16 protein-coding genes are annotated in these 15,319 nt (G+C 70.1%); 3 read left to right on the plus strand and 13 right to left on the minus strand.

What is annotated here, in order from left to right:
* Positions 1-17: 17 nt before the first annotated feature.
* Positions 18-608 (minus strand): DedA family protein, encoded by a 591-nt coding sequence (locus VFR64_16610; protein HET9491361.1) that lies wholly within the window; start codon positions 606-608, stop codon positions 18-20.
* 19 nt (positions 609-627) lie between these two features.
* Between VFR64_16610 and VFR64_16615 the strand changes: the two genes are divergently transcribed.
* Positions 628-1,716: a glycosyltransferase gene (locus tag VFR64_16615; protein ID HET9491362.1), complete on the plus strand. Its 1,089-nt coding sequence runs from the start codon at positions 628-630 to the stop codon at positions 1,714-1,716.
* Between the two features lie 4 nt (positions 1,717-1,720).
* Here the strand turns inward: VFR64_16615 and VFR64_16620 are convergent, their stop codons facing one another.
* Positions 1,721-2,056 carry a hypothetical protein gene (locus VFR64_16620; GenBank protein HET9491363.1) on the minus strand — a complete coding sequence of 112 codons (336 nt, stop codon included), beginning with the start codon at positions 2,054-2,056 and terminating at the stop codon, positions 1,721-1,723.
* Positions 2,057-2,144: 88 nt separating this feature from the next.
* On the opposite strand from VFR64_16620, the gene VFR64_16625 reads away from it, so the two are divergent.
* Positions 2,145-3,875: an HAD hydrolase family protein gene (locus VFR64_16625; GenBank protein ID HET9491364.1), complete on the plus strand. Its 1,731-nt coding sequence runs from the start codon at positions 2,145-2,147 to the stop codon at positions 3,873-3,875.
* A gap of 12 nt (positions 3,876-3,887) precedes the next feature.
* On the opposite strand, the gene VFR64_16630 is transcribed toward VFR64_16625, so the two are convergent.
* The 10 genes from VFR64_16630 to VFR64_16675 all read right to left on the minus strand — a co-directional run bounded on the left by VFR64_16630 (position 3,888) and on the right by VFR64_16675 (position 13,674).
* Entirely contained in the window at positions 3,888-4,472 is a 585-nt protein-coding gene (locus tag VFR64_16630; protein ID HET9491365.1) for a class I SAM-dependent methyltransferase, read from the minus strand.
* Between the two features lie 4 nt (positions 4,473-4,476).
* On the minus strand, positions 4,477-5,655 hold the full coding sequence (locus VFR64_16635; protein ID HET9491366.1) for an FIST N-terminal domain-containing protein: 1,179 nt from the start codon (positions 5,653-5,655) through the stop codon (positions 4,477-4,479).
* Positions 5,645-6,250, minus strand: a complete 606-nt coding sequence (locus VFR64_16640; GenBank protein ID HET9491367.1) for a nicotinamidase — start codon at positions 6,248-6,250, stop codon at positions 5,645-5,647. Before VFR64_16640 ends, VFR64_16635 begins: the two co-directional genes overlap by 11 nt.
* Positions 6,251-6,290: 40 nt before the next feature.
* Positions 6,291-7,304, minus strand: a complete 1,014-nt coding sequence (locus tag VFR64_16645) for an oligopeptide/dipeptide ABC transporter ATP-binding protein (protein ID HET9491368.1) — start codon at positions 7,302-7,304, stop codon at positions 6,291-6,293.
* Entirely contained in the window at positions 7,285-8,286 is a 1,002-nt protein-coding gene (locus VFR64_16650; GenBank protein ID HET9491369.1) for an ABC transporter ATP-binding protein, read from the minus strand. The genes VFR64_16645 and VFR64_16650 overlap by 20 nt, the downstream gene beginning before the upstream one ends.
* The gene (locus tag VFR64_16655) at positions 8,283-9,179 is read right to left on the minus strand and encodes an ABC transporter permease (GenBank protein HET9491370.1); all 897 of its coding nucleotides are present in this window, start codon (positions 9,177-9,179) and stop codon (positions 8,283-8,285) included. Before VFR64_16655 ends, VFR64_16650 begins: the two co-directional genes overlap by 4 nt.
* 3 nt (positions 9,180-9,182) lie before the next feature.
* Complete coding sequence (locus tag VFR64_16660; protein ID HET9491371.1) at positions 9,183-10,166, minus strand: ABC transporter permease; 984 nt, start codon at positions 10,164-10,166, stop codon at positions 9,183-9,185.
* Positions 10,167-10,181: 15 nt separating this feature from the next.
* Positions 10,182-11,822: an ABC transporter substrate-binding protein gene (locus tag VFR64_16665; protein ID HET9491372.1), complete on the minus strand. Its 1,641-nt coding sequence runs from the start codon at positions 11,820-11,822 to the stop codon at positions 10,182-10,184.
* Between the two features lie 173 nt (positions 11,823-11,995).
* Positions 11,996-12,559, minus strand: coding sequence for a DUF6642 family protein (locus VFR64_16670; protein ID HET9491373.1), 564 nt, complete (start codon positions 12,557-12,559; stop codon positions 11,996-11,998).
* Between the two features lie 2 nt (positions 12,560-12,561).
* Positions 12,562-13,674, minus strand: coding sequence for a 2-aminoethylphosphonate--pyruvate transaminase (locus tag VFR64_16675; GenBank protein ID HET9491374.1), 1,113 nt, complete (start codon positions 13,672-13,674; stop codon positions 12,562-12,564).
* A 95-nt stretch (positions 13,675-13,769) separates the two neighbouring features.
* Between VFR64_16675 and VFR64_16680 the strand changes: the two genes are divergently transcribed.
* Positions 13,770-14,342 carry a hypothetical protein gene (locus tag VFR64_16680; protein ID HET9491375.1) on the plus strand — a complete coding sequence of 191 codons (573 nt, stop codon included), beginning with the start codon at positions 13,770-13,772 and terminating at the stop codon, positions 14,340-14,342.
* 143 nt (positions 14,343-14,485) lie between these two features.
* Here VFR64_16680 and VFR64_16685 read toward each other — a convergent pair whose 3' ends face one another.
* Positions 14,486-15,160: a BON domain-containing protein gene (locus VFR64_16685; protein ID HET9491376.1), complete on the minus strand. Its 675-nt coding sequence runs from the start codon at positions 15,158-15,160 to the stop codon at positions 14,486-14,488.
* Positions 15,161-15,319: the final 159 nt, after the last annotated feature.

Raw genomic sequence — 15,319 nt, forward strand, 5'->3', positions numbered from 1 at the left:
CGAGTGGAGCCGTCGGGTCAGGTACGGCGGTACTGCCGCCAGACGAGATAGCCGATCCAGCCGGCCAGCACCAGCAGCGCGTACAGCGCGAGCCAGCGCTCGATGCGGTGGACGTCGGACAGGACGCGTTCGAGCTGATCGGTGAAGAGGAACGCGATGCCGAAGCTCACCGGCACGCCGATGAGCGCGGCCGCGGTATCCGCCACGATGAACCGCCAGAACGGCACGTGGGCGATGCCGGCCGTGAGGAAGGCGGCGGCCCGCAGCCCGACCACGTGGCGGGCCGTGAAGAGGATCTTGACGCCGTGGCGATGATACGCGGCCTTCAGGCGCTCCTCGCGTTCCCGAGTGAGCACCCGTCGCACGGCGTGCCAGTCCAGGATCCGCTCGCCCCAGTGATGGCCCACCCAATACAGGACCGTGTCCCCGCTCAACACGCCGACCAGACAGACGGGCAAGGCGATCCACCAGCGGATCACCAGCTCCTGGGCCAGAACCCCGGCCGCCATGATCGGCCCTTCCTCGGGGATGGGCAGCCCCAGGCCGGTGGCGAACAGGACGAGGAACAGCCCCAGATACGTGAAGTGCTCGATCAGGTGCTGGACCATCGGCTATGGTCTATACACGATGTCGACGTCCCGGCGCGTCATTCTCCACACCGAGTCCTCGGTCGGCTTCGGCGGCCAGGAGATCCGGGTGCTGGGCGAAACTCGCTGGCTGCTCGACCACGGCTGGGGCGCGCTGATCGCCTGCCAGCCCGGCAGCCGCCTCCTGAACGAGGCGCAGGCGGCCGGGCTGCCCGTCGCGGCGATCGCCATGCGAAGCGCGCTCGACGTGCGGGCGGTGCTGGCGCTGGGCCGGCTCATGAAAGCCCGCGGGGTCCGCCTGGTACACACCCACAGCTCCATCGACAGCTGGGTGGCCACGCCGGCCGCCAAGTCGCTCGGGCTGCCGGTCGTGCGCGGGCGCCACGTCACCATCCCGGTCCTGCGTCGGCGCGCCCTCGTCTATCGGCTCGCCGACCGCATCATCACCAGCGGCGAGGCGGTCAAGCGGATGATCGCCGAGGTCGGCGTTCCCGCCGACCGCATCGAGGCGATCGCGGCCGGCTACGACCCCGCCCGCTTCCACGCTGACGTCTCCGGAAAACCGGTGCGGAACGAGCTCGGGCTCACCGGCCCGGTGGTGGGCCTCGTGGCGAACCTCCGCGGGTCCAAGGGCCACCGGTATTTCCTGGAGGCGGCCCGGCTCGTCCTGGCCCGACTGCCGGCGACGCGCTTCCTCGTGGTGGGAGACGGGGTCGCCTTCGACGAGGTCCGCGGCCTGGTACACGAGCTGGGACTGCAGTCGCAGGTGATCATGACCGGCTTCCGGCGCGACATCCCCGAGGTCATGGCGGCGCTGGACGTCCTCGTGCTGCCCTCGACCCGCTCGGAAGCGGTGTCCCAGGTGATCTTGCAGGCCCTGGCGCTGGGGACGCCGGTCGTGGGCACGACCGTCGGCGGAACACCCGAGGTAGTGCGCGACGGCGTGACCGGCCGGCTGGTGCCGCCGGCCGACGTTGACGCTCTGGCCGCCGCCATACTGGATCTGTTGCACGACTTGACGTCGGCTCGCGCGATGGCCCGGGCCGGCCAGGCGCTGGTCCGGGAGCGCTACACCGTCGATGCGACGATGGCCCGCACCACCGCGATCTACGCCGAGCTCCTCGGCTGAGCCGCTATTGTGTCGGTACGACCACCGGCGGCGGCGGGGGAGGGGGAACCTCGTCGCGCGCGCGCCGGTCGGCGGGCGGCACGCGGAACCGATCGTCGTCCCCCGGGGGGACCCGGAACCGGTCGTCGCCTCGCGGCGGCACGCGGAACCGGTCATCGCTGCCCGGTGGGATCCGGCCGGTGTCGGCGGCCGGGCCTGGCGTCGGCGAAGCCGGCGTCGTCGTCGCGCCCGCGCCGCCCGGAGTGCCGACCGGCGCACCGGGAGCCGGCGGCGCCCCGGCCGCTGCCGTCGCGCCGAGGACGATCAGGGTGGTGGCAACGAACGTGCAGGCTGCTCTCATCACGCCCTCCCTCGGCGTCTGCGAGGAGCAACTACGGTGCCGTCGCCGCTTCCGCGGGGCCGTGTGGTAACGTGATTCGAGGACAGCGATGATCGTTCACGTGCTCGCCGTCGACTACGACGGCACGATCGCCGAGGACGGGCGAGTGGCCGTCACGACGGAGGCGGCACTCCAGCGGGTCCGGGCCTCGGGCCGGAAGCTGATGCTCGTCACGGGCCGCTTGCTCCCCGACCTGCGCCAGGCCTGCCCCGGCGTGGACATGATGTTCGACGCGGTCGTAGCCGAGAACGGCGCGCTCGTCTACTTCCCGGGCAAGCGCGAGGTCCGCACCCTGGGGGCGGCCCCCGAGCCAGAGTTGCTGGAAGGCTTGCAGCGGCGGGGCGTCCGCGTCGACATCGGCAGCTCCATCGTCGCGACCGACGAGACCTTCGCCGAGGCCGCGCTGGCCGCCATTCGCGAGACGGGCGTGGAGCGGACGCTGGTGTTCAACAAAGGCTCGCTCATGCTCCTGCCCGGCGGGGTGACCAAGGGCACCGGGCTGACGGTGGCCCTGGCCGCCTTCGAGCTCTCATCCCACAACCTCATCGGAATCGGCGACGCCGAGAACGACCACGCGTTTCTCGCCATGTGCGAGGGCGCGGTGGCGCTTGCCAACGCCGTGCCGGCCCTGCGGGAGCGCGCGGACCATGTCACGCGCGCTGCGGCCGGAGCCGGTGTCGTCGAGTTCGTCGAAGAGCACGTCCTCACCGACGCCGTCGGGTTCATCCCCCACCTGGCGCGCCACGAGCTCCACGTGGGCCGGGCCGACGGCGGTGAGCCGGTGGCGCTGCCCGCCCACGCGGCCACGCTCCTCGTCGTCGGCCCGTCGGCCAGCGGCAAATCCACGCTCACCGGCATCCTGGTCGAGCGACTGACCCAGACCGCGCGGGCCTTCTGCCTGCTCGACCCCGAAGGCGACCACGAATCGCTGGCCGAGCTGGAAGGGGTGGTCGTCCTCGGTGGCAAGCCCGAGCAAAGCCTGCCCACCGCCGAGGAGCTCGGCCAGCTCCTCCGCCGGCCGCTGGGACGCCTGGTCCTCAACCTGAGCCACCTCACGATGGCGGAGAAGGTGGCGTACGCCACGCAGGCCCTCGGCGCGGTGGCCGGGGTTCGGAGCGCCCACGGCCTGCCCCACTGGCTCATCGTGGACGAAGCCCACCACATCGTGCCGGCCGAGGGCTCCACTGCGGTCGAGCTCCTGCCCATGGCCGGCCATTCGCTGGCGCTCGTCACCCTCACGGCCGATCTGATCGCCCGCGAGGTGCGGCAGGCCGTCGGCATGGTGGCCTCCACCGACGCGGAAGCGTTCCGGCAGGCCTTGCACACGCTGGCGACCGACCGGGCCGATCCCCAGCATGCGCCGGGCATCAGCCCCGAGCTGCAGCGCGGCGAGGCCCTGCTCGCCACGCTCGGCGAGCAGCCGTCGCGCACAGTCAGGTTCCAGGTCGACCGGCGCGAGGCCCAGCACCGTCGCCACGTGCGCAAGTACGCCGAGGGCGAGCTGCCGCCCGATCGCAGCTTCTACTTCCGCGGCCCCCAGGGCGCCCTGAATTTGAGGGCGGCCAACCTCAAGCGGTTCTGCGAGCTGGCCGAGGGCGTCGACGAGGCGACATGGTCGTATCACCTCGCCCGGCGTGACTACTCGACCTGGATGCGGGACATGATCAAGGACGCGCAGCTCGCCGACGAAGTCGCGGCGTTCGAGGGCAACGGGGACTGGCCGCCCGCCGACGCGCGGCGGCTCGTGCTGGAGACGGTGCGGCGGCGCTACGCCGTGTGAAGCGAGCCGCGTTCAGCAGGGCCGCGCGGTGAAGCGCCGGAGGACGCCGCGGGCCCGCCGGCCCGCGGTGTCGATCGCGAACCCGGCCGCCTCCACGAGCCGCTCGGTCTCCCGGTTGGGATGACAGCCGCCGGTCAGCCGGGTCCACAGCGGCTGCAGCCGATCTTGCAGGAGGGCCTTCCACGGCGTCGCGGATCGGACGTGCTCCAGCATCCGTAGCTGCCCACCGGCGCCGAGCACCCGACGCGCCTCGCCGAGGGCCCGGGCGGGATCGGCCACGCTGCAGACCGCCAGGCCGCTCACCACGGTGTCGAAGGCGCCAGCGCGGAACGGCAACGCCTCGGCTCTGGCCTGAACGAGCAGTACTGCCGGCGCCCGGCGCCCCGCGCGCTGCAGGGCGTCCCAGGCGGGATCCAGCGCGATGGTTCGGAGGCCGGGGGGCATCAGCGGAAGGTTCCGGCCGGTCCCCGAGCCGAGGTCGAGGGTGCGCCCGCGGGCGCCGCCGGCAAGCCAGCGGCGCCACCGGCCCAGCCCGCCCAGCTCGCAGAACGCGCACAGCGCGTCGTAGAGCCAGGGGATCTGCTCGATGCCACGCACCGGGTCAGGCGGGGAACACCACCAGGGCGCCCGTGTAGTTGTGGAAGAAGTTTCGCCGGCCGATGGGCGCGAACTCCCCGTTGCCGAAAAAGCCGACCAGCGGGAACTCGCCCAGGTGGGCCCGGATCAGGCTGACGTCGTGGTCGGGCACGTCGAAGAGCCCGCGGCCGCGACCCGCGCAGTTGAAGTAGCAGCCGAAGGCCGGCGGCTGGCCCTTCAGCGCTCGAGCCACCTCGCGCAGCGCGGTCGCCAGGTCTTCGCGCGAGGCCGCCGCGTCCCGGAGCTGGAACTGGATGGTCTGCCCCACCCGCACCGGCTCGGCGACGGCGATGGCGCCTGTGCCCGCGTCGGCGCCGAGCAGGTTGCGGACGAGGAAATCGCCGCGCTCCAGCGGAGACTTGGCGGAGTCCATGGCGAGCCCGGCGAACAGGCCGGCGCGCTGGGCGCGCGCCGCGCCGTCCGGGGTCGCCCGCACGGCCTCTCGGAGGACCTCCAGTGGGGGCCGGCCAGCGATCTGGATCACCGTGTTGCCTTCGGCCCGGGTGATGACGTAGGGCTCGCCGATGGGAACGCATCCCTGGGCGACCCCGATGATGGATCGCGGTCCCGACAGCGCCACCCCGGCCAGACTGCCCTGGACGACCTCGGTGTTGACCAGCTCGAACAGCGGCGTCCCGGCGGCGACACCGCCGACGACGGGCACGAACCCCAGTTCGGCCCGGGCGCCGTCGAGCAGCGCGCGGGGATCGAGGCCGGCGACGTCGGCCAGCACCAGGAGGCAGCCGCCCTCCGCGAGAGTGGCACCGGCCTGTCGGGCCAGCTCGGCGCCGACGTCGGCGGGATCGGCGAGGTCGCGGACGAGGACGGGCTTCGCCACCAGGCGCGGGTCGCGGACCACCAGCACGGCCACGGCCGGCTCATCCTCGACTTCCCGCCGCTCGGTCAGCACGCCAGCGCCGCTGCAGCCGACGACGACCCGGGCGCCGGTGACCCGCCGGACGGCGTGGAGCAGCTCGTGAGCGGCCGGGTAAGCATCCCCTGTCGTGAAGACGAGCGCGAGGTCGGCGTGGTCGGCGCCGGCAGACGCCATGGCGGCCAGCGCCGCATCGATCGCCGCCGCCGCCGGCGATGGTCCCAGGCCGAGCCCGGCGCCGGCGGCGGCCAGCAACCGCTCAGTCGCCAACGTCCTCGAGCCGGGCCAGGCGAGCGCCCGCGTCCTTCATGACGTCGAGCGCGCGCGCGCCGTCGCCCGGCGTGACATCCACGGCGGCGACGGCATCCTCCAGGACGACGACCTCGAAGCCCTCCTTGAGAGCGTCGAGCACGGTGGCCTTGACGCAGTAGTCGGTGGCCAGCCCCCCCACGAAGAGCCGGCTCGTGCCATGTGCGCCGAGCGCAGCCGCAAACGGCATCCCGTCGGCGGTCTCGGCCTGGAAGCACGAGTAAGCGTCCAGCTCGGGGTCCATGCCCTTGGAGACGATCTCGGTGCCTGCTGGCAGCACGAGATCGGGGTGGAATTCGGCGCCCGGCGTGCCCTGCACGCAGTGCGGCGGCCAGGCGCCGCCGTAGGCCTTGAAGTGCCGGGTCCGCGCCGGATGCCAGTCCCGCGTGGCGAAGACCGGAGCGCCCCGTCGGGCGAAGCGCTCGGCGTAGCGGTTGAGCGCAGGGACGACGCGGTCGCCGTCCTTGATGCCCAGCGCCCCGCCCGGGCAGAAGTCGTTCTGGACGTCCGTGATCACGAGGGCGTCACGCGCGGGGTCGATGGGGAACGTCATCATCCCTCCCTCGCTCGGATCGTAGCACGCCAGTCGCGTTCGGTCAGACGGCCTGGCCCGGGTAATAGCAGGCGGCCAGATGTCCGTCGTCGGTCTCGGTCAGCGGCGGCTCGGCCTCCGCGCACTTGGGCTGGGCGATGGGGCAGCGCGGCTGGAACCGGCAGCCTGGCGGCAAGTCGATCGGGCTCGGGATCTCCCCCTTCAGCGTGGCACGAAGCTCGAACTCGGGAGCTTCGCCGCGCATGCGAGGGAAGCTGTGAAGCAGGGCCACGGTGTACGGATGCCGGGCCCGCCGAAAGATCATGTCCGAGGTCCCGAGCTCGACGATGCGCCCCAGGTACATCACGGCCACGGTATGGCAGAGATACTGGACGACGCCAAGGTCGTGCGCGATGAAGATGTACGTCAGCCCCATCTCGGTCTGGAGATCGCCGAGCAGATTCAGGATCTGGGCCTTCACCGATACGTCGAGACCCGATACCGCTTCGTCGGCCACGAGGAGCTCGGGGTTGACGGCGATCGCTCGGGCGATGGCGACACGCTTGACCTGGCCGGCGCTGAACTCGTGCGGGTACCGATCGGCCACCTTGGGATCGAGCCCCACCCGCTCCAGCAACTCGCGCACGCGAGGCTCGCGCTCGGCTGGCGCGCCGATGCGGTGTACGTTCAGCGGCTCGCGCAGGATCTGGCGAACCGTCATCCGCGGATTCAGGGACGTGAATGGATCCTGGTAGACGATCTGGACCCGACGCCGATAGGCGAAGAGGTCCTGGCCGCTCAGGCGGGCCACGTCGGCACCGTCGAAGAGCATCTGCCCCTCCGTCGGGGCGATGGCCCGCATCACCAGCCGGCCGATCGTGGTCTTGCCGCACCCCGACTCGCCGACGAGACCCATCGTGCGGCCCCGCTCGATGTCGAGGTCCACCCCATCGACCGCCTTGACCACTCGCGGAGCCGGCGGCCGCAGGACGTTGTGGAGCGTCACCGGCGCCCTCACGACGAAGTGCTTGCGCAAGCCGCGCAACCTGAGGAGGACGTTAGCCGGCAGCGCGCTCATGCTCCTCGACCTTCCAACAGGCGACGCGGTGGCCCGGACCGGTGGCGTGCAGTGCCGGGCGCTGGCGCGCGCAGTGCTCATCCTTCTCGGGCCACGGGCAGCGCGGGTAGAAGCGGCACCCGGGCTCGTACTCGGCCAGGGGGGGTAGATGCCCGGGGATCGGCTCCAGACGCCGTACGCCCAGCCGCGGCACCGAGCGCAGGAGGCCCTGGGTGTAGGGATGGCGGGGCCGGCCGAAGACGACGTCGACCGGCCCCTCTTCCACCACCTGCCCGGCGTAGAGCACGAGCACGCGCTGGCACATGTGCGAGATGACGGCGAGGTCGTTGAAGATGAAGACGACGGCCGTGCCGAGCTCCCGCCCGAGATCCCGGATCAGTTCGAGGATCTGCGCCTGGATCGTCACGTCCAGGGACGAGGTCGGTTCGTCCGCCACGAGCAGGCGCGGCCGGCATCCCACCCCCATGCTGATGACGACGCGCTGGCGCATCCCCCCACTGAACTGGTGCGGATAACTGGCCAGGCGGCTCTCCGGAGAGGGGATGCCCACGCGCCGGAACAGGTCCACCACCCGGTGCAGCGCCGCCCGACGTCCCAGCCCCAGGTGCAGCTCGAGTGGCTCGGCGACCTGCGCCCCCACCCGGAACACCGGATTCAGGGCCGAGGTGGGGTCCTGGAAGATCATGGCGATGTCCTTGCCGCGTATTCGCGCCAGGGCCGCCTCGTCCAGGGTGTTGAGATCGGTGCCCTGGAAGAGGACGCGGCCGCGCACGCGCCCCGGCGGGCTCGGGATGAGCGCCAGCAGCGCGTCGGCCAGCACGCTCTTGCCCGCGCCCGACTCCCCCAGGATGCCGAGCGTTTCTTGCTCTCCGAGCTCGAAGCTCAGCCCGTCGAGGACGTTCACCAGGCCGGCAGGGGTCTGGAAGTCGACCCTGAGGTTCTCGACCCGGAGCACGGGCGGGGCGACCACCGGCGTGCTCACGCGATCTGCGCCTTCGGATCCAACGCGTCGCGGAGCCCGTCGCCGAAGAGGTTGAGCCCCACGATGATCACGACCAGGGCCAGGCCCGGGAAGCCCGAGATCCAGGGCGCCATGACGATGAACCCGCGGCCCTCGGCGATCATGAGGCCGAGATCGGGGTCCGGGGGCGGCACGCCCAGGCCCAGGAACGACAGGCCGGACTCCAGCAGGATGGCCACGGCCAGGTTCAGCCCGAACTGCACGATGATCGGCGACAGCACGTTCGGCAACAGATGCCGGAAGATGACTCCGGCAGCCCCGACACCCATCAGCTGGGCCGCTTCCACGAACGGCTCGCTCTTGATGTTCAGCACGTCGCCCCGCGTCACCCGCGCGAACATCCCGGCGAAGGTGGCGGCGAGAGCCAGGATGACGTTTTGCAGGCCGAGGCCCAGGACGGCGATGAACGCGATGGCCAGGACGAGCGGCGTGAACGCCAGCAGACCGTCCACGACACGCATGAGAATGGCGTCCACCAGCCCCCCGTAGTGCCCGGCCACCAGGCCCATCAGCACCCCCACCACCATGGCGATGCCCACCGACGCGAAGCCGACGATGAACGAGATGCGAGCGCCATAGAGGATCCGGCTCAGCATGTCGCGCCCGAAGCTATCGGTGCCCAGCCAGTGCTGCCAGGACGGTCCCTGGAACGCCGCCGTGTGATCCTGCTGAAGCGGATCCCACGGCGCCAGCACCGGGGCCAGAATAGACACCACGACGAACAGGGCGACGATCACGGCCCCGGCCACGGCCCCGCGGTTCGCGCAGAACCGCATGAGCATGAGCCGCCGCGGTGTCACCCGGCGTTCCGGAATAGCGGCGGCCGTCGTGGCCGTGTCGATCGCCCGGGCCACCACCTACGCCTCCCGCACCCGGGGATTGAGGTGCCGGTACAGGACGTCGACGAGCAGGTTGATCAGAATGAACATGATGGCGATCACCATGACCGTCGCCTGCACGAGATGGTACTCACGGTTGAGCACGGCGATCGTCACCAGGCGGCCGATACCGGGCAGGGCAAAGACCGTCTCGGTCATCACGGCCCCCCGCAGCATCCCGCCGAGCTGCAGGCCGACCACCGTGACGACGGGGATCAGCACATTGCGCAGGGCGTGCTTGTAGACCACGGCCCGGCCCTCCACTCCTTTGGCCCGCGCCACCTTGATGTAGGGCTGGTTGAGCACGTCCACCAGGCTCGACCGGGTGATGCGGGCGATCAGCCCCGCGTACCAGGCGCCCAGCGTGAAGGCCGGCAGGATCATGTGCACGAGGCTGCCGCCCAGGTCCTCGGTGGGCCCGATGTAGCCCATGGTCGGGAACCACCCGAGGGAAACCCCGAAGATCCAGATCAGCACGATCCCCAGGTAGAAGGATGGAAAGGAGTTGAAGAAGATCGCCAGCCCCATGCCGACGTAATCCACCCAGGTGTTGCGCTTGAGGGCGGCCAGCACCCCCGACGGGATGGCGATCACCAGCGCGAACAGGAGCGACCACACGCTCAGGTAGATCGTCACCGGCAACGCGTCGTTCAGGACGAGCTTCGTCACGGCGGCGCCCGAGATATACGAGGTGCCCCAGTTGCCTTGCACGAACCGCCACACCCAGATGAGGTACTGCACGACGACCGACCGATCCAGCCCCAGCTCCCGGCGCAACTTGGCGTACGACTCGGGGTTGAAGTCCGCCCCCAGCATGACCGTCACCGGATCGCCGGGGGCCATCTTCATCAAGGCAAACACGAAGACCGAGATCACGAACAAGAGAACGGCGGTGTGCAGGAGACGCTGGAGCGCGTACTGGAGCATGGGGCCGCGGCGCGCGGCGGGCGGCGGGCCGCCCACCGCGCGGAACGCCTCCTACAGGTGCACGGCGTGGAACCGCATCGAGTCCGCCGGGATGTACTTGAACCCGTGCACCTTCTTGCTCAGGGCCTTGAAGACCTTGAAGTGACCGATGAAGGCGCAGGGGGCGTCGGCGGCCAGCAGCGTATCGGCCTTGTCGTAGAGCGCCTTGCGCTTGGCCACGTTGGGCTCGAACTGCGCCTCGGCCACGAGCCGGTCGAACTCCTTGTTGCTGTAGCCCACGAAGTTCCACGGCTTTCCGGTGACCCACTCGGGATAGATGGTCTCGTCGGGGTCGAGGTCGGCCACCCAGCCTTCGTCGTACATCTGGAAGTCGCCGGTGTTCCGCTTCTTGTGCCAGGTCGCCTGTTCGTAGAGCTGGATGCGCACCTTGATGCCGATCTTGGCCAGCATCGGCTGCACGAGCTCGGCCATGCGCGGGCCCACGCCGCCGGAGCCCGTGTACTGGCCCACGACCATCCATTCCACGTCCACGTCGCCCTTGTACTTCGATTCCGCCCGCAAGGCCTTGGCCTTGTCGAGGTCGAAGTGCTGGGCTCGCCGGGAGGAGCACTGGTCGGCGTTGTAGAAGTCGCTCATCGGCGGGGAGATGGCGCTGCAGGCCGGGATGGCCCCGCCGAAGTAGGCCTGCTGGATGATAGGGCCGCGATCGACGGCGAAGGCGACCGCTTGACGCAGGGCCTTGTCGTCGAAGGGAGGCCGCCGGTTGTTCATCCCGATGAACGTGTAGTTCCCCTCGACGCCGCCGAACACCTGGACATTGGGGTTCTTGTCCATCATGGGCAGGAACTGGAACGGGATGAGGTTCAGACCGTCGATCTCGCCGGCCATCAGGGCCCCCACCGCGGTGGAGCTCTCCCGGATGAGCAGGATGGTCACGCGGTCGAGGTACGGCAGCGGCTTGCCGTCGGTCCCCCGCTCCCAGTAATCGGGGTTCCGCTCCAGGACGATCCGGTCGTTCTCCACCCACTGCGCGAAGCGGAACGGTCCCGTGCCCACCGGGTTTCGGCCGTACGCCCGCCCGTGCTTGGCGACGGCTTTGGGGCTCACGATGGTACCAGCCCGTCCCGTGGAGCCGGTCCACGCCACCGGCAGGAACTGGTACGGCCGCTTGAAGGTGATCCTGAGCCGGTACTTGTCCTGGACCTCCACCTTGTCGAGGTCAGCGAGCTTCCACCCGTGCGGCGATTTCACGTTGGGATCGCGCAGACGTTCCTGGTTCCACTTCACGGTCTCGGCCGTGCACTCCTCGCCGTCGTGGAACTTCACGCCACGGCGGAGCGTGAGGAGGTGCGTCACCGGGTTCGGCATGTCCCACTTCTCCATCAGGTCCGGCACGAACGACACGCGCTTGCCGTCGTACTCCACCTTCAGGATGCCGTTGTAGATGTTGTCGTGAATCTTGATCGCGCCCAGTGAAGAGGTGAAGTGCGGGTCCAGGGTATCGACCGTGTCGATCCAGGCGATCCTGAGCTGGCCGCCGCGCTTCACCGATTGGGCCCGGGCCGGCCGCCCGCCGCCCAGCCCGACGGCCGCCGCGCCGGCCGCGCCGGCGAGCAACTGGCGGCGCGTGAGGAGCTCTGCGCCGATCGCATCGGCAAGACGTGCGATGTGGTTCTCGCCTCTGCCACCCATATCGGCTCTCCTTTCCCAGGAGCACCATGCCGCCGATCGTGCTATCGCTCGACGGAAGGGCGCCGCGACGGGCAACGCTGCTCGGAGGTGTCCGCGAACTTGGGCGGCACCTTACGAGGTGGCACCGGCGTTGTCAATAGCGCCAGGCAGGCAGCGAGGCCCGCTCGCGGTGTTTATCTCAGGTAGGCGCGGAGGCCGGTCAACGAGATGAGGTCGTGGTAGCGCTGCTTGAAGTGCTCCCAGAAGCGGTGCATGCTCCGATATTCCTGCAGCCGGTCGAAGAGCAGCAAATCGACGGCGGCGCTGTCGATCCAGTCGATGTCCTTCCGGTACCCGAGGACCAGGGCCACGCCGGTCGCCGCGACGAACCGCGCGATGCGCGCCTGCTCGATGTTGAGAGTGGCGCAGCTGCCGAAGTGCACCACCCAGTTAGTGAACCCGGTGTCCATGAAGGTGGCGAGCTTCTCGATCTCGACCGGCGCCTGATCCAGCACGAGCTGGCCGGGCTTGCCGTGACAGGACAGGTACAGGATGCCGTAGCCGCGCCGGTGCTTGAGCTTGTTCAGGTTGTACTCGAGCTCTTCCTCGGTGTTGCAGGTCAGGTAGGCCCACTTGACGTCGTTCACCCGCTGGCTGAGCTCGAGCAGCGGCACCACGCTCAGCCGGGACTCGATGTTGCCGTCCCACAACGTCTCCAGGCAGGCAATCTTCTTGCGGTGGCTGGTGGCCCGTCCCACGTCTAGCGGCGGCTCCCCGCGGGGCGGCACTCCTGCAGGCTCGCCGCGAACGCGTCCACCACTCCCTTGATGTCCAGCGCGGTGAGGGTACCCATGGTGGAGACGCGGAAGGCATAGCGACGCAGGTCGCCCTGCCCGGCGTAGATGATGTACCCGCGGCCCTTCATGGCGTCGTGAAGCGTCTCGTAGGTCAGGCCGGGGGGCAGGCGAAACGTCGTGAGGATATTGGAGCGGGCCCCCTCGGCTACCAGCACCTCGAAGCCCAGCCGGGCCATCCCCTCCCGGAGGATCCGGGCGTTGTCGGCGTAGCGGGCGATGCGCGCGGCCACGCCTTCGCGCTCCAGCTCCACCAGGGCTTGCTCCATCGCGTGCAGCACCTGCACGGCGGGGGTGAACGGTGTATTGTCGGCCTCCTGCTGCACCCAGTGCCCGTGCAGATCGAGATAGATGCTGCGGGGCGATCGTCCCCCGAGCGCCTCCACCGCCGCGCGGCGCGCCAGCACGAAGGACACGCCGGGGATCCCGCCCAGGCATTTGTTGGCGCTGGCCGTGACAAAGTCGAGCCCGTCCTGGCCCAGCGTGATCGGCTCGCCGAAGAGCGAGCTCATGGCGTCCACCACCACGCGCCGGCCCTGACCCGCCGCCGCCAGTACGATCTCGCTCACGGGGTTGAGCAGTCCGGTCGTCGTCTCGTGATGCACGACGGCCACGTGGCTGATGCTCGGGTCGGCACGCAGCGCCCGCTCGAGGTCGGCCGGCACGACCGGCGTGACGTTGTCGTACGTCAGGGCCTGGGCGCGGATGTGGTGGGCCCGGGCGATCTTCAGCATCCGGTCGCCGTACACGCCGTTGTCCACGACCAGCAGCGCCCGCTCGGGCGGCACCGCCGAGCAGATCGCCGCCTCCACCGCCGCCGTGCCCGAGCCCGTGAAGAGGATGGCGGTCCAGTCCGGCCCCCCGCCGGCCAGCCGGACCAGTCGCTCCCGGCACGCCTGCATGATGCGGAAGAACTCGGGTTCCCGGTGGCAGAGGTCGGGCATGACGAGCGCCTGCCGCACCGTGGACGTGGTGTTGGCGGGACCCGGGTTCAACAGGATCCACTCTCTCTCGGGCATGCCGGCGGGCCTCCTGCAGGCGGTTTCCGTGATCCTGGCTATGATAGCCTGGAGGCCCGACCGGAGCGGCAAAGCAGATAGCGGAGGACATGCCGATGGTACTGAGGCTCGCCCTCTCCCTGGGGCTGCTGCTCGCGCACCTGGGTGGGTGCGGCTGGCCGGCGAGCCAGGTCGGCCCGGCGGTCGCCCACCCCAGCGTCCGGGTCGATACCGTCGAGACCGAGGACGCTTACGCGACCCAGTGCCGGGCGGGCGTCTGCGCTACCCTGCAAGTGACCCGGTCGCGGTTCTCACACGGCGCCGTCTCGACCCTGCTCTTCTTCTCCGCCTACGACCAGCGCGGCCGGGCCATTCAGATCCCCGGCTTTCCGTCGGGCTTCACCGGCATCGCCAGCGAGCAGTTCGTCGTGAGCCCGCAGGGTACGCGGGCGACCCTGAACTACGCCGGCGTCTCGGTGACCTGGCGGGCCAACGCCAAGGTCCGGAAGAGGATCGACAACGGCCCATCGCGCTCGCGGGTGTCCGAGCGCGAGCAGCAGGTGAGCGCGGACGTCAGGGGAGCGGTGGGGCCGATCGTCTTCGACCCGGCGGCCCCGCGACAGCCCCGCGACTTCGGCTCCGCCTTCCTGACCATGCGCCAGACCGTCAGCCGGACGCGGGTGAAGTGAGAAGTGGGGCATTGCGCTCTTCGCCGGGCGGACAGAAGAAGTCTGCGCCGCGGAACCCAGGAACGATGACGCAAGCGCGGCAGGAAAGGCGTGTCACGGCCGGGGGCTGCCGGAGCCTGCTCCGGCAGCCCTCCGCGGCGTGACTACTCGAGCGCCCGGGCCTGCTGTCGGTTCACGTGCCACAGCACGAGGTGGTACTGCGGCTCGCCGGAGCCAGGATGGGGATAGATCGAGATGTGTTCGATGCGCCGGTCTCCGCCGTCGAGCCCCGCGAGACCCGACCGTAACTCGGAAGCGGGCAGTGTGTAAACGGTGGCGACGCGCTGGCCGGCCTTGTTGTAGGCGGCGAACCGCCCATAAGAGGGGGCCTCAGCCTCCATCCGGCTGAACTTCAGGGGCGTCGATGGTGGCGGCGCTGCGCTGGCCAGGCCCATCTGGCCGGGTTGAGGGGACGTCCGCGCAGAGGCGGCGGGTGACATCGCGGCGGCGGCGGCCGCCTCGTCTCGCTTCGCCGTCACCAGGACGAGATTGCTCGTCATCGGCTTACCGTCGGCGGCCATGCGCGCTGCGTCAGTGATCCGCTGACGCTCGCTGTCATTACTGGTGACGCCGGTGACGAACACGGAGCCGTTGCTGGTATCGACGTCCACGCGGGTCAGGCTCCCGATCTGCGCGGAGGCAACGGCGGCTTTGACCTTGGCGGTTGTCGTCTTGTCGTCGATCCATTGCCCGGCGCTGCGCCCGGTAACGGTACGGCATCCGGCGAGGACGATGAGGACTATCACGAGGACTGCGGTCGAGCGGGTCGCTCCTGGCATGGCGTCCTCCTTGAACGGGGGTGGAGTAGGGCGTATGCAAGGCGGCGGCCATCGACTGCCCGGGGAGGAGCCCCGACCGCTGTACTGACGTAGACGGCGGCGATCATGCATGAGCGTCCCGTCGATAGAAAGTCATTCGGCTCGAGGATGCGGCGGGCA

Source organism: Candidatus Methylomirabilota bacterium, from assembly GCA_035709005.1.
In the GTDB taxonomy this organism is placed as follows: Bacteria; Methylomirabilota; Methylomirabilia; order Rokubacteriales; family CSP1-6; genus 40CM-4-69-5.

Bases quoted from the DNA above. Each gene is read 5' to 3' on its own strand.
- VFR64_16610 (HET9491361.1), bottom strand. From the start codon at position 608: ATGGTCCAGCACCTGATCGAGCACTTCACGTATCTGGGGCTGTTCCTC.
- VFR64_16615 (HET9491362.1), top strand. From the start codon at position 628: ATGTCGACGTCCCGGCGCGTCATTCTCCACACCGAGTCCTCGGTCGGC.
- VFR64_16620 (HET9491363.1), bottom strand. From the start codon at position 2,056: ATGAGAGCAGCCTGCACGTTCGTTGCCACCACCCTGATCGTCCTCGGC.
- VFR64_16625 (HET9491364.1), top strand. From the start codon at position 2,145: ATGATCGTTCACGTGCTCGCCGTCGACTACGACGGCACGATCGCCGAG.
- VFR64_16640 (HET9491367.1), bottom strand. From the start codon at position 6,250: ATGATGACGTTCCCCATCGACCCCGCGCGTGACGCCCTCGTGATCACG.
- VFR64_16645 (HET9491368.1), bottom strand. From the start codon at position 7,304: ATGAGCGCGCTGCCGGCTAACGTCCTCCTCAGGTTGCGCGGCTTGCGC.
- VFR64_16665 (HET9491372.1), bottom strand. From the start codon at position 11,822: ATGGGTGGCAGAGGCGAGAACCACATCGCACGTCTTGCCGATGCGATC.
- VFR64_16675 (HET9491374.1), bottom strand. From the start codon at position 13,674: ATGCCCGAGAGAGAGTGGATCCTGTTGAACCCGGGTCCCGCCAACACC.
- VFR64_16680 (HET9491375.1), top strand. From the start codon at position 13,770: ATGGTACTGAGGCTCGCCCTCTCCCTGGGGCTGCTGCTCGCGCACCTG.
- VFR64_16685 (HET9491376.1), bottom strand. From the start codon at position 15,160: ATGCCAGGAGCGACCCGCTCGACCGCAGTCCTCGTGATAGTCCTCATC.